This window comes from Haloquadratum walsbyi C23 (assembly GCF_000237865.1).
Taxonomy (GTDB): domain Archaea; phylum Halobacteriota; class Halobacteria; order Halobacteriales; family Haloferacaceae; genus Haloquadratum; species Haloquadratum walsbyi.
Genome location: NC_017459.1, coordinates 337,347 through 359,359 on the forward strand (window position 1 = coordinate 337,347; position 22,013 = coordinate 359,359).

The 22,013-nt window shown below is 47.3% G+C and carries 21 protein-coding genes, 1 tRNA gene and 2 pseudogenes; 15 read left to right on the forward strand and 9 right to left on the reverse strand.

Annotated elements, in window-relative coordinates; genetic code table 11:
• Positions 1-8 precede the first annotated feature (8 nt).
• Positions 9-1,208, forward strand: coding sequence for an ISH3-like element ISHwa12 family transposase (locus tag HQRW_RS01435; protein WP_014555168.1), 1,200 nt, complete (start codon positions 9-11; stop codon positions 1,206-1,208).
• Positions 1,209-1,573: 365 nt separating this feature from the next.
• Here the strand turns inward: HQRW_RS01435 and HQRW_RS01440 are convergent, their stop codons facing one another.
• Positions 1,574-2,575, reverse strand: a complete 1,002-nt coding sequence (locus HQRW_RS01440; RefSeq protein WP_011570563.1) for a glutathione S-transferase family protein — start codon at positions 2,573-2,575, stop codon at positions 1,574-1,576.
• Positions 2,576-2,746: 171 nt separating this feature from the next.
• On the opposite strand from HQRW_RS01440, the gene HQRW_RS01445 reads away from it, so the two are divergent.
• The gene (locus HQRW_RS01445) at positions 2,747-3,670 is read left to right on the forward strand and encodes a thiazole biosynthesis protein (RefSeq protein WP_011570564.1); all 924 of its coding nucleotides are present in this window, start codon (positions 2,747-2,749) and stop codon (positions 3,668-3,670) included.
• 219 nt (positions 3,671-3,889) lie between these two features.
• On the opposite strand, the gene HQRW_RS01450 is transcribed toward HQRW_RS01445, so the two are convergent.
• Together HQRW_RS01450 and dcd are read right to left on the reverse strand one after the other, a co-directional pair.
• Positions 3,890-4,834, reverse strand: coding sequence for a thiamine-phosphate synthase family protein (locus HQRW_RS01450; protein WP_014555169.1), 945 nt, complete (start codon positions 4,832-4,834; stop codon positions 3,890-3,892).
• Complete coding sequence (dcd, locus tag HQRW_RS01455) at positions 4,831-5,451, reverse strand: dCTP deaminase (RefSeq protein WP_011570566.1); 621 nt, start codon at positions 5,449-5,451, stop codon at positions 4,831-4,833. The genes HQRW_RS01450 and dcd overlap by 4 nt, the downstream gene beginning before the upstream one ends.
• A gap of 681 nt (positions 5,452-6,132) precedes the next feature.
• Between dcd and HQRW_RS16865 the strand changes: the two are divergent.
• From HQRW_RS16865 to HQRW_RS01465, 3 genes and pseudogenes are all read left to right on the forward strand, one after another.
• A pseudogene (locus HQRW_RS16865) lies at positions 6,133-6,231 on the forward strand (RNA-guided endonuclease InsQ/TnpB family protein); the annotation flags it as partial.
• Positions 6,232-6,476: 245 nt separating this feature from the next.
• A complete protein-coding gene (gene pth2, locus HQRW_RS01460; RefSeq protein ID WP_014555170.1) occupies positions 6,477-6,815 on the forward strand; it encodes a peptidyl-tRNA hydrolase Pth2 in 339 nt (112 codons plus the stop codon).
• 340 nt (positions 6,816-7,155) lie between these two features.
• The gene (locus HQRW_RS01465; protein ID WP_014555171.1) at positions 7,156-8,253 is read left to right on the forward strand and encodes a sensor histidine kinase; all 1,098 of its coding nucleotides are present in this window, start codon (positions 7,156-7,158) and stop codon (positions 8,251-8,253) included.
• A gap of 175 nt (positions 8,254-8,428) precedes the next feature.
• On the opposite strand, the pseudogene tnpA reads toward HQRW_RS01465, so the two are convergent.
• A pseudogene (gene tnpA / locus HQRW_RS14680) lies at positions 8,429-8,791 on the reverse strand (IS200/IS605 family transposase); the annotation flags it as partial.
• Between the two features lie 137 nt (positions 8,792-8,928).
• On the opposite strand from tnpA, the gene truD reads away from it, so the two are divergent.
• From truD to HQRW_RS01500, 7 genes are all read left to right on the forward strand, one after another.
• The gene (gene truD, locus HQRW_RS01470; protein ID WP_014555172.1) at positions 8,929-10,383 is read left to right on the forward strand and encodes a tRNA pseudouridine(13) synthase TruD; all 1,455 of its coding nucleotides are present in this window, start codon (positions 8,929-8,931) and stop codon (positions 10,381-10,383) included.
• Between the two features lie 640 nt (positions 10,384-11,023).
• On the forward strand, positions 11,024-11,746 hold the full coding sequence (locus tag HQRW_RS01475; protein ID WP_011570570.1) for a DUF2103 domain-containing protein: 723 nt from the start codon (positions 11,024-11,026) through the stop codon (positions 11,744-11,746).
• Between the two features lie 242 nt (positions 11,747-11,988).
• Positions 11,989-12,267, forward strand: a complete 279-nt coding sequence (locus tag HQRW_RS01480) for an eL43 family ribosomal protein (protein WP_014555173.1) — start codon at positions 11,989-11,991, stop codon at positions 12,265-12,267.
• A gap of 15 nt (positions 12,268-12,282) precedes the next feature.
• Positions 12,283-12,417: a DNA-directed RNA polymerase subunit P gene (locus HQRW_RS01485; RefSeq protein ID WP_011570572.1), complete on the forward strand. Its 135-nt coding sequence runs from the start codon at positions 12,283-12,285 to the stop codon at positions 12,415-12,417.
• Between the two features lie 214 nt (positions 12,418-12,631).
• The gene (locus tag HQRW_RS16050) at positions 12,632-13,048 is read left to right on the forward strand and encodes a KEOPS complex subunit Pcc1 (protein WP_014555174.1); all 417 of its coding nucleotides are present in this window, start codon (positions 12,632-12,634) and stop codon (positions 13,046-13,048) included.
• 222 nt (positions 13,049-13,270) lie between these two features.
• A complete protein-coding gene (locus tag HQRW_RS01495) occupies positions 13,271-13,660 on the forward strand; it encodes a prefoldin subunit beta (protein WP_011570574.1) in 390 nt (129 codons plus the stop codon).
• Positions 13,661-13,676: 16 nt separating this feature from the next.
• Positions 13,677-13,937 (forward strand): DUF3194 domain-containing protein, encoded by a 261-nt coding sequence (locus HQRW_RS01500; protein ID WP_048066643.1) that lies wholly within the window; start codon positions 13,677-13,679, stop codon positions 13,935-13,937.
• 218 nt (positions 13,938-14,155) lie between these two features.
• Here the strand turns inward: HQRW_RS01500 and HQRW_RS01505 are convergent, their stop codons facing one another.
• The 3 genes from HQRW_RS01505 to HQRW_RS01515 form a co-directional block, all read right to left on the reverse strand.
• Complete coding sequence (locus HQRW_RS01505; RefSeq protein WP_014555176.1) at positions 14,156-16,063, reverse strand: DUF2070 family protein; 1,908 nt, start codon at positions 16,061-16,063, stop codon at positions 14,156-14,158.
• Between the two features lie 27 nt (positions 16,064-16,090).
• On the reverse strand, positions 16,091-16,645 hold the full coding sequence (locus HQRW_RS01510) for a GMP synthase subunit A (RefSeq protein WP_014555177.1): 555 nt from the start codon (positions 16,643-16,645) through the stop codon (positions 16,091-16,093).
• 470 nt (positions 16,646-17,115) lie between these two features.
• Positions 17,116-17,775 carry a DUF7097 family protein gene (locus tag HQRW_RS01515; RefSeq protein ID WP_014555178.1) on the reverse strand — a complete coding sequence of 220 codons (660 nt, stop codon included), beginning with the start codon at positions 17,773-17,775 and terminating at the stop codon, positions 17,116-17,118.
• Between the two features lie 350 nt (positions 17,776-18,125).
• On the opposite strand from HQRW_RS01515, the gene HQRW_RS01520 reads away from it, so the two are divergent.
• From HQRW_RS01520 to HQRW_RS01530, 3 genes are all read left to right on the forward strand, one after another.
• Positions 18,126-18,485 (forward strand): DUF192 domain-containing protein, encoded by a 360-nt coding sequence (locus HQRW_RS01520; RefSeq protein ID WP_014555179.1) that lies wholly within the window; start codon positions 18,126-18,128, stop codon positions 18,483-18,485.
• A 243-nt stretch (positions 18,486-18,728) separates the two neighbouring features.
• Positions 18,729-20,276: a (R)-citramalate synthase gene (locus HQRW_RS01525; RefSeq protein ID WP_231852382.1), complete on the forward strand. Its 1,548-nt coding sequence runs from the start codon at positions 18,729-18,731 to the stop codon at positions 20,274-20,276.
• Between the two features lie 127 nt (positions 20,277-20,403).
• The gene (locus HQRW_RS01530; protein WP_014555181.1) at positions 20,404-20,772 is read left to right on the forward strand and encodes a hypothetical protein; all 369 of its coding nucleotides are present in this window, start codon (positions 20,404-20,406) and stop codon (positions 20,770-20,772) included.
• Between the two features lie 559 nt (positions 20,773-21,331).
• Here the strand turns inward: HQRW_RS01530 and HQRW_RS01535 are convergent.
• Together HQRW_RS01535 and HQRW_RS01540 are read right to left on the reverse strand one after the other, a co-directional pair.
• A tRNA-Ser gene (locus HQRW_RS01535) sits at positions 21,332-21,416 on the reverse strand.
• 54 nt (positions 21,417-21,470) lie between these two features.
• Positions 21,471-21,929: a hypothetical protein gene (locus tag HQRW_RS01540; RefSeq protein WP_014555182.1), complete on the reverse strand. Its 459-nt coding sequence runs from the start codon at positions 21,927-21,929 to the stop codon at positions 21,471-21,473.
• Positions 21,930-22,013: the final 84 nt, after the last annotated feature.

Here is a 22,013-nt window from a genome sequence, read left to right on the forward strand (position 1 = left end):
GCCCGGATGTGTGTGACGTGAACCTACCAAAGCTCAAACGAATCCTCACCGATCCGGACGAGTTCATTTCGAACAGCCAGTTGAAATCTCTTAGCATGGAGTTGCTTGAGTTGATACCCATGGAAGGAATCGAGGGCTCTGGCCTCGATTCCGACCAGATCATGGAAGTCGTTTTACGAGCTGCTGTTGACCAGACATCGGTCAACGGTGTCACAACCAGCACTGAGGACACACCAAACCGGGAGACAGTGATGGATTGGCTCCACACGCTGGAAAAAGAGACAATGCTTGATGCTGTCAACGACATTCTCGCGCTGGTAGCTATGACGGTTCTCGACCGCGACGGGTCGAGAACCATCTGCATCGACTTCATGAACAACCCATTCCACGGCTGTCCAGACGATGAAGACGAATTCCGGCGGATGAGTGCCCGCGACGGCACTACAAAGTGTCACCGCTACTGTACAGCGTTTGTTCTTGCACAGGGGAAACCGCTGACGCTGGCGGTTGACCCGGTTGATGGCAAAGATAGCAAGGCCGACGCGGTCGAGCGTGTGCTCGCCCGCGTCGAGACTTACCCGTTCGAGATCGATCAGATTCTCATGGACAGAGACGCCTTCTGTGGCGAGTTAATCGGCGTTCTCCGTGAGGCAGCACCGCCGGTCTTTCCGGTGAGAACCGGGAAAGAAACCCTCGAAGAGAAGCTCACAACGGGTTCCTCGTACATGACTGAGGAGATAATCTGCGAAGGGAAAGAGCACGAACAAACGTATCCACTGGCGGTCAACGTCACGTATCAAAACGGAGATCGCGGGAAGTCAGGGCTCAAACAGACAGGATACGCGGCGTACGGTCTGGAAGACCGAACGCCGCGGCAAGTGGCGCAGGTCTACAACCACCGGGCACAGATTGAGAAGAGCTACGAGACATTCCGGAAAGCGCGTGCTCTGACAACAACACCATCGACGACAATTCGGCTGTTCTACGTGGGCGTTGGGTTCCTGCTGGAGCAGTTGTGGGTTGTGTTGCAGTGGGCAGTGCTCGCCCGGCCACGGCGTGGCGGGCGAGCACTTCCGACCGATTTCACGTTCAACGACGCGTTTCTCCATGGGGTCGAAGAGGTGCTGGACGATGAGCTCGGCTGGAAAGATGAACACCAGACGAACGACCAGGGACTACCAGCAGGGCACGAACACGGACTCGGGTAAGCCGCCTCGCTTCGGGCGAAGCGAGGCTGGCGACCAGCGACAGCTGTATCTGAATTGCGGCTTCAACACAGAGCTCAGTAGAGACAAGTAGTAAACTCGATATCTGTTTAGATCACTGAGACAGCTGTTGGCGTCTTTGTCTTGTTTCGACGTCTTCCGGACGTGAAGTTTTACTTTCGCGGCTGCGGTTATCGGTAGAGTGGACAACTAGCGATAATGGGTGAAGAAGACACGAAGACGATCCAGATGCGCCTCCACATAGCGTCTGGTGAACGATCGTGGCTACTAAGATAATATAAGACGAATAATCCACGTACAACCACTGTGCTGTCGTGGTCCGAGAAATACCATCTCCTCAAATAAACTTAATCGTCAGCAACAGCAGCAGTCGTCTCGCTCTGCAATGTGTCTGGTAGATCTGCGGGCAAACGATCGCGGTTATGTGGAGTACTGAAATCAATATCAGGACCTGTTGGGACAAGTCGTTTCGGATTCACATCATCGTGGCTAACATAGTAATGTCGCATGATGTGATCAATATTTACTGTTGATTTAATTCCAGGCAATTGATATAATTCCTTTGTATAATTCCATAAATTCGGATACTCATGGATTGCACGACGATTACACTTGAAGTGGGTATGATACACATGATCAAAGCGAATTAGCGTCACAAACATTGCGAGATCTGCCTCGGTAAGTTTGTCGCCAGCAAGGAATCGCTGGTCGTCAAGAACGTCTTCCCAATGATCGAGTGCATCAAAGACCTCCTCAACAGCAGCATTATATGCTTCCTGTGTATCCGCAAACCCGGCGCGATACACACCATTGTTAATTGGGTCATATATCTCATCAATAACGCGATCAACCTCCTCGCGGTAGCCTTCTGGCCACAACTCGACATCATTTGACCCCTCAAAGGCTGTGTTGAGCATCCGCATAATCTCGCGAGACTCGTTGTTCACGATTGTTTCTGTTTGCTCATCCCACAGCACAGGGACGGTGACACGGCCGGTGAATTCGGGGTCTGCACGAGTGTAGATGTCCCGGAGATATTCCGCATCGTACAGCGGGTCTGGATAGTCTGTAGAGAACTCCCATCCATCCTCATATCGCTCAGGTTCAACAACTGAAAGAGAGATATCATCCTCAAGACCACACAATCGACGTGTCATTGCAACACGATGAGCCCACGGGCATGCTCGGGAGATATATACATGATACCGTCCTGATTCAGCCGGGAATTCGGCATCTGCATCGGAGACTATCTCATCGCGGAATGACGTCTCTTGTCTGTCAAATTCACCGTCGTCATTCGTCGTCTGATACGCATCAGTTCGCCACTCACCATCAACGAGCATATTCATCGATTATCACCTGTGGATGTCAGGAATGTCATTGTATAAATATACGTCTGGATGCGGGTAAGTCGTTCGTATTGATGCCTGTACGCCACCATTTCATCTAAAAATTGGATATGAACCCAGTTCGCATGTATTTTCGAACGATTTTAGTAGTTGGTAATAACACCAAGTAATATGTCGTTTGATGAATTCGCAGATGTCAGCGAGGCACAAGTCACTCGAGCAATTGCAAAGGATTGGGGTAACGAATTTATTGATCGCGTCGACACGGAGGTCATTATTGTTGGAGGTGGACCATCAGGACTTGTTACAGCCAAGGAACTTGCCGAACGCGGCGTTGATGTAACAATCGTTGAGAAGAACAACTATCTCGGTGGCGGATTCTGGCTTGGCGGATTTTTGATGAACAAGGTCACTGTTCGAGATCCTGCCCAGTCAGTGCTTGATGAACTTGATGTTCCATACGAGGAATCAGACGAAGCGTCTGGATTGTATGTTGCTGATGGTCCACATGCTGTCTCATCACTCATCAAATCAGCCTGTGATGCTGGTGCAGAGGTGCAAAATATGACCGAATTTACAGATGTGGTCACGCGTGAGAATCATCGCGTCGGTGGCATTGTTCTCAATTGGACACCTGTCCATGCTCTGCCACGTGAACTTACCTGTGTTGACCCCGTTGCTGTTGAATCCGACCTTGTTGTTGATTCAACCGGTCACGACGCTGTTGTGATTTCAAAACTCTCAGAGCGTGGTGTATTGAATGCACCGGGCATCGAACATGCTAATGAACATAACACCGGGATGGACAATACTGCTGATGATGAATACGGTGCACCTGGACACGACTCACCAGGCCATGACTCAATGTGGGTCAGTCGATCTGAGGATCAAGTCGTTGAACATACTGGTGTTGTGCATCCCGGTGTTGTTGCGACCGGAATGGCTGTTGCGACTGTTGAGGGACTTCCACGGATGGGACCAACATTCGGTGCAATGTTACTCTCAGGGAAACGTGGTGCACAAGCATGTCTCAATGAGCTTGGTCGCGAGGCAACACCAATTGATTTCACCCCCGCAGCACCCGCAGACGACTGATTGATATGGGTTTCTGAGTAAGCCATGGATACGCATCGGTATTTTCAGTGATTGAGCGTTCGGTAATAGTCAGACTGAGCAATTCTCATTATCCAATTGCTCATCTCGTGATGACGGCACTTTTCAGATCTCTCACCATTCGAAATCAATATTCCCGCAGGGTGGACAGGATAATTATTCTGAGGCTTAGCTGTGGATATGGCTGTGACTCCAAACAGTTCATCCGCGCATTTCTGGCGCAAGAAGTTCTTGAACGATTTCCACAATTATCTCAGCATCGCCTGCAAGGATGTATATGATTGGCTCGACACCATATCCACCTGTATGATAACAAACAGCAGGTGTCATATCTGATTGGACGTCGTCGTTATTCCTGATCGATGAAAATGCGGTCTGGATTGGGTCCGCATCGGCATCGGCATCGGGGTCAAACTCAACGAGTTTATATCCCGCGGTAGAAAGCTGCTCAACCAGATCTGTCTCATAGCAAATATTGATTGCACTATTAAATTCAAACCCGTTCTCTCGAGCAGTGAGCAGCACCGATGCAACATGCTCGCTCACACCAAACTCTGGATCTCCTGGAACAGTTGCATCACCTTTAACATCAAATATTCGCCCAGGGACACCTGCAACATCATCGACAGTAGTCGCATCTGGAAGACATGCAACGAGATTTGAACCTACGTTTGGAATCAGGTTGGCGAATCCAGTAATATTCGTTAATCGACGAAGTGCACGCCGAAGTGATGAACGAACCTGTTCACTTGTCCGAAGACCTCCCTCTGGGTCATGAATTCGAGAATACCCGTCGTATTCTTCGAGTTCGGGCATGGACTCCTCATGAAGTCGAGCGATGACTCCACCAGCTTCAAGTCGTCGAATCAGTACCTCAGATTCAACAAGTGCTTGAACGCGTGAGATATCTCCTGTTGTAAGCCCTGATCCAATCTGGTCAACGAGCGTCTTGACATCATTATCAGTTACAACGACATCGCGACGGCTGACATCACCATGTGCATATTTTGAGACTGCACTCTGACTGATACCAAGCGCTTCAGCAACCTCATGTTGGGTGAGTCCGCGGTCACGAAGGTCCTCTGCTAGCATTGAACGGAATGTTGGAAGGAATTCCTCAACGACTACTTCCTCAATAAATTTCATGTTGTATTTTCTTTATTATGCTGTGCTGTATCATCTGTTTGGTCGAACTCTGGGTCCTCACCAATGCGTGATGCCTGCGGTCCAGTTTGATTTTGATATTTTGAATCGCGTGCAGCCCCGTACGGGCGAGCAGATGGCTGTGTGAGTTCTGTGAACACAAGTTGTGAGACGCGCATGCCAGGTGTGAGCGCAACAGGTGCTGTTCCAAGATTCGATAATTCAAGCGTGATCTGTCCACAATATCCTGGATCAACGACACCAGCTGTAGCGTGAATCACAACCGCAAGTCGGCCAAGAGATGATCGACCTTCAACCGTCGCAAGGAGATCTGAGGGAATTTCGACTCGCTCTTTTGTTGTCCCTAAGACAAAATCACCTGGATGGAGAATAAATTCGTCACCTTCGGAGACAATAGTCTCAGAGACATACTCGGATACCTCCTCTTTGCGATTTGGATGGATACATGAAATGTTTGTTCGCTGAAACTCAAGGAATTCCTCGCCGAGGCGAAGGTCAATACTAGCAGGCTGAATCTGCATATCGAGATCATCGATTGGCTCCACAACAAGTTCTTGTGTCTCAAGTCGGGCAAGAATATCATCATCAGAGAGAATCATGCAACAGCCACCGAAACCGAACTGTTGAAATGATCTTCAGACAAGCATGAAAGACCCCAGAGATCCGAGATGCGCGGCATAGATTTTCTCATAGAACTGAGAGAGCCGACTGATATTACCCCAAACGTTAATTTAGGATTTTGATGTCTTACATAAATCCGTCCACAGCGCGACTGAGTATTAGTGCTTTTAAACTCTACGTTAGGTACGAACTGCGATATCATATCTCTCTGTTCAGTATGTCTTGATTTAATCTTTTATCTAAGTTCGAGCATAAAATCCCTTGCTCAAGCAGCGAACAGAGCATGGCTTGTTCGAGTTATCGGACAGCATTCATGACAATCCTTCGAAGAACACCGGTTTGCAGCATCTCCGTCGTCTGTGATAATGACCGCGACGCGATTTGCAAATTAATTCTCAATTCTGGAGGTAACCGGTCTCTATTCGTTATTCTCAGGGAGCGTGGTACGGTGAATTTGTGGTTTATACGTGAGCGGTGAAAATTACCGTATCAAGATTTCTCCCGGCTGGTTTTGGAGCCCGGTAACTCAGAAAAAGAAGATTCCTGTAGAGTAATAGTGATCCTAAAACGCTGTTAAATCGCTGTGCACTTGGTGCACAGCTGTCTTAGTCTGTTATTTTCTTGCTACGTCTTAGTTTTCAAAAGTTCTCTAAGCCATTAACGCAGACGATGGAAGCGAATCCGTAGATGTGCGGTTGAATCGTGGGATATTAAACGTGAGTGGGAAGCACAACCCTCCCGTCACTGTTGAGGCATAGAACGGGAGCCCACGCAAAATCCTCCGAGGCTTTGATGGGACCCGAGACAGTTCACACAAGGATATCAGTATCTTTGTGATTGAAAACTCACATCATCATTGCTCATATAATAAACATACCTGAAGCTAGCGACACTGCACCGTTGGACTGGGATATGAGGATTCGCAGTCGTTCAGCCGATAATTGTATTATGATATGTGATCCAAGCAGCAACCGATATGTGGGCGTGGGAGTGACGCGTACATATGAAACAAGCTATAGTCGCCCGTGCTGATCTAGGAATGGGAAAGGGGAAGCTTGCTGCACAGGTCGCACATGCATCCTTATCTGCTATTGAGGATACTGGCACAAGATCAGAAAAGCAGTGGAAAGGTGGCGGTCAAAAGAAGATCGTGCTCAAAGCTAATAGTGAAAAGAAATTATTTCAATTAGCAGACGAGGCCGAGCGCGATGGAATTCCACACGCTGTGGTACGCGATGCTGGGCATACACAACTTGAACCAGGAACAGTCACTTGCATTGCTATTGGACCAGATAGCAAGGAAAATATTGACCGTATCACAGGCAGTCTTAGTTTATATTAACATAGAGACGCCGTTCACATTTCCTCGATGGTTATTGTATCGAGATCACGGTCATTATAGAATACAAGCAGAATACCCGCGTCTTCAGGCTTGCCTCTTACCATAAGTCCACAGCATCCCAACGTGGCGTTTTAGCCGCTGTTTGAGAGGATCTGAGAGAAATCCTGACGGACTGAGACGCCAACTGGGATTACCGATCGGGTCACAGGGGCTGCTCGAACCGGATAAAACGGTAACAACGGTGATTGAGCAGTAATTAAGTATTCCCGGATATATCCCTGATATCACATTTAGCTCTATTTGGCCAAACGACTTACACCATATCCGGTCACAGTAAAATATGATGCGAGAGTTGGCGAATGAGTCGGAGTCGGCAGATGGCATATTCCAACAATTGCTGGATGAGCTTGATGATGTTGTAGTCGTCAGAGCCGCTGAGACTGGCAAGACTCTTGCAGTGAATGATGCTGTCGAAGATGTTTTCGGGTATACCTCCGCTGAATTTCGTAGCCTCGATATTGCCGATTACACTGCTGGTCCAAATTCACCAGACGAAGCGCGTGCACAGGAGGCGTATGAAACAGCTCGTAAGGTCGGAAGTGCGACATTCTTATGGCGTGCAGAGCGACATGATGGAGACCCGTTCTGGGCAGAAGTTAACGTATCACAAACAATGATTGATGATCAGGAATATCTCGTCAGTGTCATTCGTGACATCACAAAGTACAAAACCCGTGAGATTGAGCTAGAACGTCTTGCTAGCGTCCTCAGTCATGATCTGCGGAACCCACTCAACGCTGCAAAAGCGCAGACAACACACTTGAGAGAACAAACGGGATGTCAAAACGAGTTTGTTGATCGGCTTGAAGATCTTCATGACCGAATGCTAAATATTGTTGATGATGTTCTGACCGCTGTAACTGAAGATCAACAGATAACAGACATAGAATCTATTCATCTTGATTCAATCGTTAACGATGCGTGGAAGACAGTTGGCGGAGATGGGAAATTAAAGCTTAGAGACAATCTTGGGGTAATCGAAGCCGACAGACACAGACTCCAACGGCTTTTTGAGAATCTTTTTGAAAATGCTATTGTCCACAGTGATGAAACTGTTACTGTGACCGTCTCAAAAATTGACGGAGGTATTCTGATTAGCGACGACGGACCAGGTATTCCAGAGGACGATCGCGATCAGGTTCTTAAATATGGGTATACAACAGCTGAGAGCGGTACAGGGTTTGGATTAAATATCGTTTCGACAATCGCAGACGCACACGGATGGGAACTTACTGTTGGAGAAAGCGTCGATGGGGGAGCACAGTTTAGACTCACTGGAATATCGAGAGATCACAGCGATGAAGACAATATAAACCCCACCCGTTCTTCATCAAGTTGGAGTGAGAAAATCGATGATCACTCACATGAACAAGAGTAGCTCTGTTGTGAACATGCCTCGGGGTCACATCAACATCAATATCAACATCAACATCAAAGCCCCGAGGCAATCGCCTTGATAATCTGTACATATGCTTGGGATTCACATCTAAAGGAAACAGCGAGAGTTCCACGGGTCACCTCACCTGACCCGTGGGTGAATCGCGTACACTCACCTAATGGTCCGTCTCCTTCCCTGTCTCCTTCTTCTCGATGTATCGACGAACCACGTCCTCGGAAACTCCACCCGTCGTCCCGACATCGTAGCCATCCTTCCACGAGCCACTTCCGCAAAAATACCGCTGTTTGATTTTCGGGTGACCTTTCAGAATCGTTCTGCCCGAGTAGCCTGTGAACTGCTTGGCAATCTTGGCAGGACTCTATTTCGAGTCAGCCTCCACGAACAACTGAACGTGGTCAGTAGCAATCTCCACTTCCACTTCCACTTCCACTTCCACTGACACAATCTCGTGACCGAACCGTTCAGCAGTCCCTTTGAGCAACTCCGCAGGTTCGTCTCGAACTAACTGGTATAATCCTCATTGTGTGCATGTTTATATTGATGTTGGCGCACGTGTGGATACGATAGCTCCGGAAGCAGGCACTATTCTGTGTGTCTGTAGAGTATCAATCGGAGCGACCTTGCTGATTGAGTAATAATCAATCTACACTTGCGATGCGCATTTCCCCCTCTCGCGAACAGACAGTTGGAATTGAGTATTATTATAGTGACACTGATGGGACAGATGGACGACTCCGTGTTCGCCCAGCAGATTTTCAGGTACGAGAGATTGAGACAATTGAACCAGAGCCAATTGATGCTTCGGTTGGTGATTATCCACACGTATTACTTCGCGTAACGCTTTCTAAGTGGGATACAAACGACTTTGTCCAACAACTATCTGATAATCTTGAGATTAGTCGGGAACGAGTTTCATGGGCGGGCACGAAGGACAAGTACGCAATTACTACACAGTTATTTTCTATTGCTCGAATCAATCCGAATAATAAATCACTTACAGCAATCCCAAATGCTGATATAGAGGTGCTTGGACGGATTGGACGACCGCTTCAGTTTGGAGATCTCGGGGGAAACAGCTTTGAGATTTGTGTACGGAGAGCGACAGACACCAGTGTTGTTGACGCAATAACCGCTGAATTACATGCATATACCGTGAGCAACAATCACAGTCAAGATGATGATACTCAAAGTGTGTATGCCGGAGATGCGAACAAAGTGAGTATCGCATTTCCAAACTACTTCGGTCATCAGCGATTCGGTAGTCGTCGACCAATCACACATCGCGTTGGTCGAGCAATTGTTCGTAATGCATGGCGAGATGCAGTATTGCAGTATGTTGCTAATTCCTTCGAGAGTGAGCCCGAGACAACACAGCGAGCTCGTGAATTTGTGAGTGAGCAAGCTGGGAGTTCTCGCCCAGACTGGGAGGAAGCAATTGAACGAATGCCGAATGCACTCCGGTTTGAACAATCAATGTTACACCGACTGAATGAAGCTAATGCTAACATAGACAGTGATGCTGCAACATGGCGTCATGCACTCATGGCAGTCCCAAAAAACCTTCAGCGGCTCTTCGTCAATGCAGCGCAGTCAGACCTATTCAATCGGATCATTAGTGAGCGACTTCGACACGATATTCCAATTCATCGCCCTATCGCTGGTGATATCGTTTGCTTTCAAGATCAGAATTCACCAACAGAGGTGATACGACCGGATCCAGCGCGAACACAACTTACAACAGAACGTCGTGTTGATATTATGCAACGACATTGTGAGCGTGGACGGGCATTTGTCACTGCACCGTTAGTTGGAACTCAGACTAACTTTGCAAGCGGTAAACCAGGGGAAATTGAGAAAAGTGTGCTTGCAGAATATGACATTACACCGGAGGATTTTGATCTTCCAGGAACATTTGATTCAAGAGGAACACGGCGTGCTATGGCCCTCCAGACAAACATATCTACGAAAGCTGATTGTAATACCGATAGTGATGAACATAATATTGATAAATCCGGGCAAAACTATAGATTAGTATTTACGCTTCCGCCTGGTGCGTACGCAACTGCCGTTCTTCGGGAGTATCTAAAGGTTGCCCCGGCAAAATTATAACTAGAGATATCACATCATTGTTGTGAACCTGCCTCAGGGTCATATCCACATCAACATCAAAGCCCCAAGCTTCCTGCTTCGTCGACAGAACTGACAAACCCACTCTCACTGAGAGAGCCGTTTCAGTGCGCTCCGGTCTCCACAGGTCGTTCGAAAATCGAAGATTTTCGTGATCACGGGAGACTTCATCTCTCGGATGATGTTGATTTGGACGTCCTATCCCTCTCTGAGTTGGACGGTGCGTGGTGTCTGACCGCCTATGTGATGAGACTCTCAGCCAGACACGCTGACCATGACAGTCACTATTTAATTACCAATCGAATTACATATTACGGGTCACTGAGAGGTGTCGGCTTTACCCTTTGGGGTCAAGCCCCGAGGTAGTCGACTTGACAATCTGTAGATTAATTCATCTCAAAGAGCGTGTTTGATAATATCTTTTATGATCATAATCTGTAGGCGCTCAGATCCCAGCCTCACAGAGCCAAATTCTTCTGATGAAAGGATAGTGGTTCAGCGACGTCTGCAACTATAGAGTGATAAAATAACGAACCCAAGCGCTTGAAACTCAATTAAACGACACAATACGCATGTGATGATGAACAACCGTGCTTTTATTTACGCACCAGTTTATATTTGTATGGACTGTCGGCGGTGTGGAACGCCCTTAGAACGACCAGGCGATTATTGTCTAGTTTGTGACACCGCCAACTGCGATACAGTCGTCATTGAGTTCGAACGTGACCGAGCAGATGTGACGATGCTTGAAGCGGAAACGACAATCGCAACAACAACTGTAACCACAGTTCCTGAGGATAATCCGGAGACCCATGTCGTTGAGTTGCGAAATTTTGCTGGAAAGGTTGCAGATGAAGTTCGTCGAAAACGACCTGAGACGGTCTTTGCAACCGGCAACCGTGATGTTCTTCGTGAGACGCGTGCACAGGTTCATTATGAATTTTACCGTGTTGCCGGTGAGCGCCCTGTTGAGCGTGTTCTCGACAAGCGGGGTGAGCGATCACTTGAGGTCGTTGAAACGCCACCACGTGAGAAAATCGGTGGGACACATTCAACACTCATTGGTGGTCGACCCGGGCGGAAGGCAATCAGCGTCATTGCTGATCATCCACATGTGAAAAAAATAATCCCAGGACCAATTGATGCTGGTGGAACAGGATCACAAAGTGGTCTTCGTGCGAAAGTCACCCGATCCGATAATAACGGAAATGTTCGATTATTGCTTCGAGATGGTTCAAGCGTCCAAGAAAATCGTGTGGTAACAACAGCAATGGATGTTGAAACAGGCGAATACATTCGTGATGACCTCAACGATGCGCTCACGGCCGCAGAATTACGTGAGTGATTCTGAGACAGAATTGTGTATATTCGAATTGTCGATCGATCTTATGTAGCGATGGAACACGGTGAGTGTCCCAAGACTGGAAGTGACACCAAGGTACCTCACAGCGTAATCGCAAGATATGCAGATAAATAACACGCCAGCAAACAAAATTGTATTCACAAAGACTGACCTCAGAGTTTCGTAGTGTCGTTAAACCCCATCTCGTAGGATTTATACTCGCGCCTCGGATACCATATCATACTATGGCTGAAGAAAAGGCACGGACGACTGGAAGTGCTGGTCGATTCGGAGCACGATATGGACGTGTTGCACGACGACGGGTCAAAGAAATCGAATCAGAAATGCGTAATGCAAGCATCGATGGTGATGATGTCACCCGTGTTGGAACAGGAATATGGCGAAATGAAGAGACAGGTGAACTCTTCACCGGTGGAACGTACAATCCGGAAACACCTGGAGGAAAGCAAGTGCAGCGCTCAATCCGTGCTGCGCTTTCAACAGATGGTGACGAGGATAACTAAATATTTTTACATATAATGAGCTATAAGTGTTCTCGCTGTAAGCGTGATGTCGAACTCGAGGAGTATGGCGGCGTTCGATGTCCATTCTGTGGACATCGTGTGCTATTAAAAGAGCGTGCTCCAGAGATTAAAGAAGTCCCTGTTGAATGATTGTATCGATTATACCAGCCTACAAAGACGTTTTCTTGCAGTTCAAAACAGTGACTGCGGTCCTTTTTCGCTAAAGAACACAGTGAAAACTCTAGGCGTCATCCGACGTAGTAATTCATAGAATGCAAGGAAATTGCTCCGAGGATTTGATGTGACCCTAAGATGATTCATATTCGGTAGGATGTAGTATGCAACTGAGGATCATCGAAAAATCATGAATATTGATTCGGGTATCGATGGGGATACTGCAAAAAGTGATCACAGTGGTAATATTGGCAAAATTGAAATGTCCGCTGACTCATCTCATAATACTATCACAGATATTCATTCATCGGTCACAACGGATAGGGAGACCAACAGTGTCAGTCAAAAATGTCATACACTGGAATTAACATGGGATTACACCAGCGTGCAGCATGCACAAGTTGTGCGCTTAGCCGTCGAGCAAGAAGTCGGAGAAATTGACGATGCACGATCTTGCGCGCAGGTCGAGAATAATGGCACAACTGTCACAGTGAACATTGCTGCAGCAGATCTAATTGCACTTCGAGCAGGCGCAAATACGTGGACACGATTTGTTGCGGTCGCAGAACAACTATTTAATAGCGCTGATGATCTGAAACTTGAGTGACCGGTGATTGAGAGCATAACTTGTCCGCATATAGTTCGATCTGTATATAATCGAGAAGTTATATAAAACTTAATTGAAATTATTTTCATCTTGAGGAAATTATGGTCCAATCTCTTCATCGCATACAGTTCTTCTGGATTGAGCGAACGCCCCATGAGAAACGACTTACTCCATCTGTCGAGAATACGGGTCTTTTTCAGTCCGCATCTCCCATTAACGAATATGCAGGGCAATCTGCCACCAGAGGCACAAGAGAAACTCGAAGAGCTGCAGGACCTTCAAGAAACGGCACAGAAGGTGGCAGCCCAGAAAGATCAAGCTGAGTCGACACTGAATGAGTCTGAAGCGGCGCTTGATGCGCTTGAAGATGTTAATGAGGAAACGATGATGTATCGAGAGGTTGGTGAATTACTTGTTGAGACGGAGTATGACACCGCTCACGACGAACTTTCAGACAAAGTTGATAGCCTTGAGATTCGTGTTGAGCAACTGCAGAAACAAGAAGATCGAGTTCGCGATCAATTCGAAAGTCTTCAAGAAGAACTTCAGCAGATGCTCCAGGGCGGCGCTGGTGGTGGTGGTCCGATGGGTCCTGGCGGCGCTGGTGCATGAACACGAAATTATCGTAATGTCACCCTCGACACCAAGCGATGAAGCCGTAGTTCAAACGGCTGCGGATGCTGCTGAGGGAGTTATTTTCGCTGAATACCGACAGTCGACGGTAACCGACGTTGATATTACCGTTAGTTTTGAATCTGGCGTTCTTGAAGTTGATGTGTATCTCAACATACCTGATGATGTCTCACCACCAGCCGACGATGTAGCTGATGAGGCTGCGCGAACCGCACAAGCGGCTGTTGATGAACTGTTTGATGAGACACAAGGTTAACTTGGAGTCTGGAGAAAATCCAACTCTGGGTGTGGTAACTAAACAGATAGACGTCTATTTTGTATCAATTTGATATCAGTGCAAGATATTTACCTGGAGTCCTACCGTGTCTGAGCTCGGTGGAGTTGCAAACCTGAAACTTCCACCACTCACGCGCAGGATTCCTCCGCGTTCACACGGAAGCGAAGATTAATACCAGGATATAGTGACACCGTGCTCTAAGCAAACAGAAAAATCACCACACTGACAGCAATGGCAGCAAGCGCCACTGTCACGGCAAACGCTCCACCAATCGAAACAACAGCATTCGCATGGCTTGCGAGCGTTTCTGTTCGGTCACTGCCAAAGACAGTAACAGACACTCGCTCGACAGCCATCCCACCTGTCACAGTCTCATAATCACGACGTGCCTCTGTGGTAAGTTCCGTGAGTGTGTTAATGAATATGTCATTATCGATTGCCGAACCAACCTGATTATTTGCCTCGACTGTATTAACTATATGTGTATCTGTTGTCATTATTTCTGCAGCGTCAACTGGTCCCTCATCGACAATCGCTTCGATTATCTGACCACGGAGCCCAGGTTCCATGTTATTACCATCAACAAGTACATATGCAGTCTCATTATCGGCAACTTTCAGGACAGCAACGCGGACGCCCAGTGGTCCAATACCATCCGTTGGGTCCCATGGCGTCTCTGCCCATGCAGTCCCCAGTTCCATCGGGTATTGCTCAGCTGTTGAAAGGCGATCTCCACATTGTCGAGCCGCACTAATCATGTCAAATGCGCGGGCAGAACCAGGAGTGACATGCCCTAGAGTAGGACCACTAAGACCGTTGTTAGAGTTATGTGCATCAACAAGCATCACATTACTTAATCCAGTTGTCCGAGCTTCAGCCGACGCTGAAAGACCGACACCATACGCAATATCATCGGCGAATCCCGGCGCATATGTTGAAATTAACAATCCATTGTTTCCAATACACTGCCCGAGCATCGATGACTCTCCAGAGTGGGTACGAACACTCCGTGTTGCCTCAGTCGCGTATTCGATGCGATTGGCTGCGGTCTCGACGGCATCGATGATTGTGTCAACCTCACGTTCAGTCACAAGATTAAAATCGTGACCAGCAGTTGCATGTGGAGGGAATGCAAGTCCATTGGCTGCTGTAGCCACTCGCTCAGGAAGATTTCCTCCGCCAATCTCACCCATTGGTCCAGGATGTATCATTGGAAGGACAAATCGAGCTTTCTCAACATCATCTAACGTCTTGAATGAAAGCACTGAAACCGGAATTAATGCATCCTCACCGAGTTGCTGAAAGAATTCCTCAAGTTCACGTGAACCTTCTGCGATGTGACCGATGAATCCACGAAGAAAATCAAGCATTGAAACATTAAGACTCCGACGCCATGGGCGATCAACAACAATAATAAATCCATACACAGCAAGCGCATAGAGCACAGATGTAATCCCAAGAAGTGCAAAGTGCTCCATCGATATCGCAGATAACTCTGCTGGAGCTCTTTCAGGACGAGCCAAATATGGCATCATATATGCATCAAGCAACGGTCCGCCAAATGAGATATAGCGTAAGGTACCACTATAGACAAATAACAGAACAGCAGCAACGAGTGTCTGGATACTTGCTGGAAGTGCTGCGATCACTAATGATGAACGCGAGACAGCCATCACAATAAGCAGACGAAATGCGAAGATGGAGGCGAGCGCAACGACAAGAGCATCAAAAATGAATCGCTGACCAAGTCCTGTGATGACTGAGATTACCGCAGCAGTTACAACAATAGTCACAAGAATCAGTTCAGAGATTAATGCAAGAAGTGATGACCTATTTGCCGTGAGCTTACCTCCCACGAACCGATCAACGCCGGTTGTTGCAAAGGCAGCAACAACTGTTGGGATTCCAATAAAGAATACACCTTCCCATGCATCACGACCAAAAATAAAGAGTCCACGCCATGTTGTAGCGTACGCGCCAGAATCAAAGGCAGCGACACCAACGGCAGCTGCAACGACGATTGCGAACGTAAGGCTAACGTACCACCGCGGAGCACGGAATATGTATCGTGACAGATTTGCAAGTTCGCTTTGTGTTGTAGTCATATAAAAAAATTTTGAGATGACTACGCGCTATTGACACCGAGCTATGAAGTTCTTGAAGACCTCTTCACCGCGCTCAGTATGTGCGACCTCAGGATGCCACTGGACACCATACCGCTCTTGATCACGATTACTCATTGCTTCGATACGGCACACATCTGATCGTGCCGTTCGTTCAAACCCCTCGGGGACGGATTTAACCTCATCAGCATGGCTTGCCCACACACGCGTTTCTGGGGCGAGTGATCCAATGAGTGGGTCGGTATCATCAAGAATCTCAACATCCACATCGGCGTAGCCACCGTAATCACCAGCAGCGACTGATCCACCAAGTTCGTTCGCGAGTAGTTGCATACCAAGGCAGATACCTAATATTGGAATATCCAATTCAAGATATTCTGGACAGTTACCAACTCGATCAATATCGGGACCACCAGAGAGGACGAGCCCATCAGCGGTCTGAATTAGTTGCTCGGGTGATGTCGTGTTATCAACGAGCTCGACATCAACCCCAAGATCACGGAGTGCCCGCTGTTCGAGATGCGTAAACTGACCGTGATTATCGATGACAGCGATATGAGTCATTCGGTATTCAGGGATACAACAAAGACAGGCAAAAAGCGCCCGGTCTCGAAACCAGACAGACACATTGTGACGAATACTAGATTTGATAACACAGCTGTTGAAAATATAGAATTATTTATTTTTATCATACAGTTTGTGACTATATTCGGAATAGATTTATTTTGTGCTTCAAACCAACTAAAAAGTCGTATTCTCAACAACTCATAGATAATAAGCCAATAGCATATGAATCTACCTCAGCGGTGGTTCAATATAACGTGAATAATTGACATCCTCCTCCGCGTGTAGTAGTTCACAGAAGAACTGGGTGGTTAACTAGACATGCACCGGTCAGAGTAGTTCTCTCGTATCGAATTAGTGAATCAGCTCACCCAGAAGTTTGTTGAATCACTAAAGGCCGTGGTATTGCGCCTGCTCAGCATATAACCGGTAATGTACAGGTATTATTAATCATGAACCGCTGTCAAAGATCAGTCATTATTTTTTTCACTGGCAGGAGAGAAGCCAAGTTCTTGTTGTTCACGCGCACGGCGCTGTTCCCGAGTGGCGAACGCCTCAGGATCCGGTGACACATCATCTTCTAACCGAGCAATCGATTGGTGGACTTTGGAATGACACCATCGGCACAATGCGACTGTTATTTCATGACTACAGGTTATTTGTGATTCCGAATTGTTCTGTGTGGTTTCATCGGTGCCCTCACTGGTGTCTGAGATACCCGAACCCTGAGTAGTATTGTCTCTGTATGAAAGGTGATGCTCTTCAAGAAGCGATTGTGCGTCCGTATCGTGCGCGATACGAACATCTTCGAGCCCACAGCGAACACAGGCATGCTTAGCGGTCGTTGACCGGTAATGCGGACACTCACGAAAGGCGCTTACAGGAATAGACGGCTCTGCAGATGATGATACATCACTGGAGCCTGTGGACGTTATTTTGTTTTTTTCCTCATATGTGTGAGCAAGACAAGCGTAATTATCCTCCCGTCGGTCTGTCGCAAATTCAGGATGATTATCACCCTGTGAGAGAGCGAGTCGACATCGGCCATCGTCTGTCAGATGATCGCAGATATCGGCATGGTCATACGGATCATCAACACCGACAGATGTCCCATCTGGTGTCTTATACATTATATTGAGATTCTATCATCATACTGATGAATAACTATTTAATAAATTGCTGATATTTCCTTACACTAATAATTCTATTATTCAGTCCAATTATTTCTTATTCGCCAATTAAATCAATGTATCGTCAATACATAATTGAAATGACGATCGAAATTACATACACCAGCGTATAATCACTTGCCCTGACGTCCTTCCGGCGCTAACGCGCGAGACTTTCTCCTCGATTCTCAGTAATCGATACAATCCGCATGTGATATGTCGACCGCTGGAATAATAGTAATATCACGCTGTTATGTCTAAAGACACGTGTCTATAAGCAGATTTATTCATACTGTATCTGATAACATATTATGTATCTTAAACATATCTCTCATACTGATAGTTCTGTAGACACACTCGCGACAGATATCGAAATTGCAGCAACCTGGTGTACACATATTCGTGGATTGATGTTCCGCCGAGATTTCTCCGTTGGGTCTGCACTCGTATTTCAATTCGATCGCGTCACTCAACGAACGATACATATGCTGTTTGTTTACAGCGATATTGACGTCCTATGGCTCAAAGATGATATCGTTAAAAAATGCACACGGCTTTCTGCATGGTATGGGATTGGGACTGCGGAGGGAGATACAGTCATCGAACTTCCATCCGGAGTTGCTGGTGCTATTAGCACTGGCGATACCGTTCGGATTGTTGCAGATGATTAAAACGCGTGTGCGCCTCGATTATACTGCTAAACGTTCTCGGCATTGGGTCATTAAAATCCCTCGATTGTGTTCGACTGCTGCTCAGTGCAGAGAATCTGAGTTTGTGCATACGTTATCGGATTGTTAGGTGAGTATTATCGAAAAACAGATAGTTTATATACATTCAAAAATACCAGTCATATGAGTATATGACTCGTGGTCGATTTATTCGGGGGTAACCCCGGCATACCCCTTGCATCCGCTTTGGATTCTGACGGTACGGTACAGCTCCTCGATACAACACTTCGAGATGGTGAACAAGCACCTGGTATATCGCTTGATCCCGATGAAAAAGCCGAAATCGCTCGTGAACTTGACCGCTCTGGGATTGAGTTTATTGAGGCTGGCAGCGCCTGTACCGGTGAAGGTGAGCGAGAGACAATCCGACAGGTAACAGGGCTTGATCTTGATGCAACCGTTACAAGTTTCGCTCGTGGTGTCAAATCCGATATTGAACTCGCAGTTGATTGCGGCGTTGATGGAGTAACGATCGTTGTTCCTGCGAGCGACCAACATATCGAAACAAAGGTTGGATCAACACGATCAGAGGTAGTCACAACGACCGCTGAGCTGGTTGAATATGCCAAAGATCATGACCTCTGGGTTGAAGTCATTGGTGAGGATGGTTCACGGGCTGATATCGAGTTCCTTGAGAGATTGATGCGAGAAGCACTCGATGCTGGTGCCGACCGGTCATGTTATGCTGATACGGTTGGACACGCTAATCCCGAGACGACGTATGAGTATGTGTCACGACTTGCAGCGCTTGGTCCAGTCTCAACACATACGCATGATGATCTTGGACTTGCAATGACAAATGTATGGGTCAGTCTTGCTGCTGGGGCTGACCTTGTCCACGGTACAGTCAATGGGATTGGTGAACGGGCTGGAAACGTTGCACTGGAAGAAGTCGCAATTGCACTCGCACATGGTTACGATATCGAGACAGCAACGCTTGATCAGTTGTACTCTCTTGCGCAGACCGTCTCACAAGCGACTAATATACCCCTACCGCCAAATAAAGCGGTTATTGGTGAAAATGCGTTCACGCATGAAAGTGGGATCCATACGGATGGAACACTGAAAGATAAGACGATGTACGAGCCGTATTCACCGTCATCTGTTGGTCGTGAGCGGCGGCTTGTTCTCGGGAAACACGCTGGGCGCGCAGGTGTTCAAGCAGCACTCGATGAACATCGCATTGACGTGTCCGAAGATGAGGTCACAGCCATCGTCGACCGTGTCAAAGAGCTTGGAGACCGTGATAAGCGTGTGACTGATGCTGATCTACTCACGATTGCTGAGGAAGTCCAAGGGCGCGAGCGAGACCGTCATGTTGAGCTTCTTGATTTAACAGCAGCATCTGGCGGAGGAACACCAACGGCATCAATTCGACTTCGTGTTGGTGAGAATGAGCGCGTTGCGTCCGGGACTGGAAGTGGTCCGGTTGATGCTGCTGTTGAAGCAGTTCGAGCAGCACTTGGCACAGATGCAGATGCACAATTAGACTCATATCATGTTGATGCGATCACTGGTGGAACAGACGCTATGGTGACAGTTGAGGTTGAAATGTCGCGCGGTGATCGGACTGTCTCTGTTGCAACATCTGACTCTGATATCACACGATGTAGCGTTGAGGCAATGGTTGAAGCGCTTGATCGACTCCTCTCAGTTGATACCGGTGGTACATCGTCGAATTCTGAATCCGACGTCGATGTTGACGCTGATGATGTGAGTCTTGCTGATGATTAAGTAGGGATGACATCCTTCACGCGGTAAACAGCGGGATTCTCTCGCTGTTAAAGATAGCCAGCTAATGACGTATCAATTTTCATCATAAGCGACTAGTTATTCATCTTCTTATACTTGTACATCTACCGTGAGCACGTTCCTTGTTGATATCAAACCATCTGCGCGGCGAACGAATGGATCCGTTGGGGAGATCATTCGCGATCAAGGAAGTCGTCACCAATTCGATACCCGTGCAGATGCAGAAAAATGGGCTGCGAAGCTTGCAGTATGTGGTAGGGCAACAGTTTGGATCCGAGCAGCAAATCCATCAGATAGATCTGATATTGATGCATATCTGCTTGGGCGATACACACCATCGTCGCTCTCATCGCAACCACGAACTCAACCCAAGATGGCTGTCGCATCAGAGACAGATGGAGTCTCTGAGAACGACAATAATAACAGGAATACAACAACCGAGCAATATACCCTCTCAATGACCCAATCTGTTGAATGAATGCGAATCCACCGAGATAGCAGGCAGAGTGTCTTGGCGCTTTAATATGACCCCGAGGGTGAATGCCGTAAGCTCCAGTGAACAAGCTCCGTTACATTTAATCATAAATATATACATCTGTATGCGAAATCAGTATTAAATCGACGGTGAAGAAGCTCTTAATGATGAAGTCTCCTTGCAAGGAGTTTGGGAATAGCGCCTATGTTTAGCGTCTCAAAACGCTGGCGCGGGGCTGATGTGAAAGTCGTCTGTATAGGCAGTACAAGGCGACTACCTCGGGGCTTGACCCCGGCGTTCACCTCAGAACCACCGAAACCGATCAAGAATGACGCAGACACAGACTCTCACAAAGACGCTCGTGTCCAAGACAAGCGAATTCCCCGGTGTCTAAAACCACCTGAAAAACTGATATTCTAGTGTAGTGGCAATATATCTCTTCAGCGGTATCCACGCAAATAGGCGAGAGAACATATGACAGATATGATATAATATGGTGCCTATTTCATTTTTGACACATATCTGGTCACACTGATATCCAAGCTAAGGAGAATATTTGCAACGCCGAGGGTGAGATTTGAACTCACGTGTCCGAACGGACAGCAGATTTCGAATCTGCCGCCTTGACCAGGCTAGGCTACCTCGGCTTGATATATACTATTCGATATGACAATTAATCGGTTTCGATTTCATTGAGTTCGCTATGTTTCTGCTCGGGCGGACAGGGCTGATAATGTCGCCGCTTCTCGAATATCACGGAGTGAGCAGTACCATGCACCGCGGACACCATGCCCATCATTTTCGACGGGAGATTCGAGTGGAACAAGCTCATCCCAGATAAATACAATAACAGTGCGTTCTGTAGAAAACGGGTCAATGAGCGTTTCCCAGTCTTCAGCCGTCATCGGGCCATCAGTCCCACGATGTTGTTCAACTCGGTCTGTTACACGTGCATAATGTGTGATTGCAGAAATTGGTGCTGTCCGGTAGAACGCAAGATATTCAAATGACTGACGGGTTCTGTCATATGATTTTGGCGACGGATAGAGACCATCGCGACAGCGCTCAAATGTATCTGGTTGTGTCGCCACAACACAGACACTCCCATCGCCAGGAGCGTCATCAGACGGCGTATCCGTGGCAAACCGATCGAGATCCATATATATTGTCTGTATGCAATGCAGAAAATACCCCAGTGTCAGTTCAAACAATAACCGTATACCAGAACTAACGCGTCGTTTATC

Bases quoted from the DNA above. Each gene is read 5' to 3' on its own strand.
- HQRW_RS01440 (WP_011570563.1), bottom strand. From the start codon at position 2,575: ATGAATATGCTCGTTGATGGTGAGTGGCGAACTGATGCGTATCAGACG.
- HQRW_RS01445 (WP_011570564.1), top strand. From the start codon at position 2,747: ATGTCGTTTGATGAATTCGCAGATGTCAGCGAGGCACAAGTCACTCGA.
- HQRW_RS01450 (WP_014555169.1), bottom strand. From the start codon at position 4,834: ATGAAATTTATTGAGGAAGTAGTCGTTGAGGAATTCCTTCCAACATTC.
- dcd (WP_011570566.1), bottom strand. From the start codon at position 5,451: ATGATTCTCTCTGATGATGATATTCTTGCCCGACTTGAGACACAAGAA.
- pth2 (WP_014555170.1), top strand. From the start codon at position 6,477: ATGAAACAAGCTATAGTCGCCCGTGCTGATCTAGGAATGGGAAAGGGG.
- HQRW_RS01465 (WP_014555171.1), top strand. From the start codon at position 7,156: ATGATGCGAGAGTTGGCGAATGAGTCGGAGTCGGCAGATGGCATATTC.
- truD (WP_014555172.1), top strand. From the start codon at position 8,929: ATGCGCATTTCCCCCTCTCGCGAACAGACAGTTGGAATTGAGTATTAT.
- HQRW_RS01475 (WP_011570570.1), top strand. From the start codon at position 11,024: ATGGACTGTCGGCGGTGTGGAACGCCCTTAGAACGACCAGGCGATTAT.
- HQRW_RS01480 (WP_014555173.1), top strand. From the start codon at position 11,989: ATGGCTGAAGAAAAGGCACGGACGACTGGAAGTGCTGGTCGATTCGGA.
- HQRW_RS01485 (WP_011570572.1), top strand. From the start codon at position 12,283: ATGAGCTATAAGTGTTCTCGCTGTAAGCGTGATGTCGAACTCGAGGAG.
- HQRW_RS16050 (WP_014555174.1), top strand. From the start codon at position 12,632: ATGAATATTGATTCGGGTATCGATGGGGATACTGCAAAAAGTGATCAC.
- HQRW_RS01495 (WP_011570574.1), top strand. From the start codon at position 13,271: ATGCAGGGCAATCTGCCACCAGAGGCACAAGAGAAACTCGAAGAGCTG.
- HQRW_RS01500 (WP_048066643.1), top strand. From the start codon at position 13,677: ATGTCACCCTCGACACCAAGCGATGAAGCCGTAGTTCAAACGGCTGCG.
- HQRW_RS01505 (WP_014555176.1), bottom strand. From the start codon at position 16,063: ATGACTACAACACAAAGCGAACTTGCAAATCTGTCACGATACATATTC.
- HQRW_RS01510 (WP_014555177.1), bottom strand. From the start codon at position 16,645: ATGACTCATATCGCTGTCATCGATAATCACGGTCAGTTTACGCATCTC.
- HQRW_RS01515 (WP_014555178.1), bottom strand. From the start codon at position 17,775: ATGTATAAGACACCAGATGGGACATCTGTCGGTGTTGATGATCCGTAT.
- HQRW_RS01520 (WP_014555179.1), top strand. From the start codon at position 18,126: ATGTATCTTAAACATATCTCTCATACTGATAGTTCTGTAGACACACTC.
- HQRW_RS01540 (WP_014555182.1), bottom strand. From the start codon at position 21,929: ATGGATCTCGATCGGTTTGCCACGGATACGCCGTCTGATGACGCTCCT.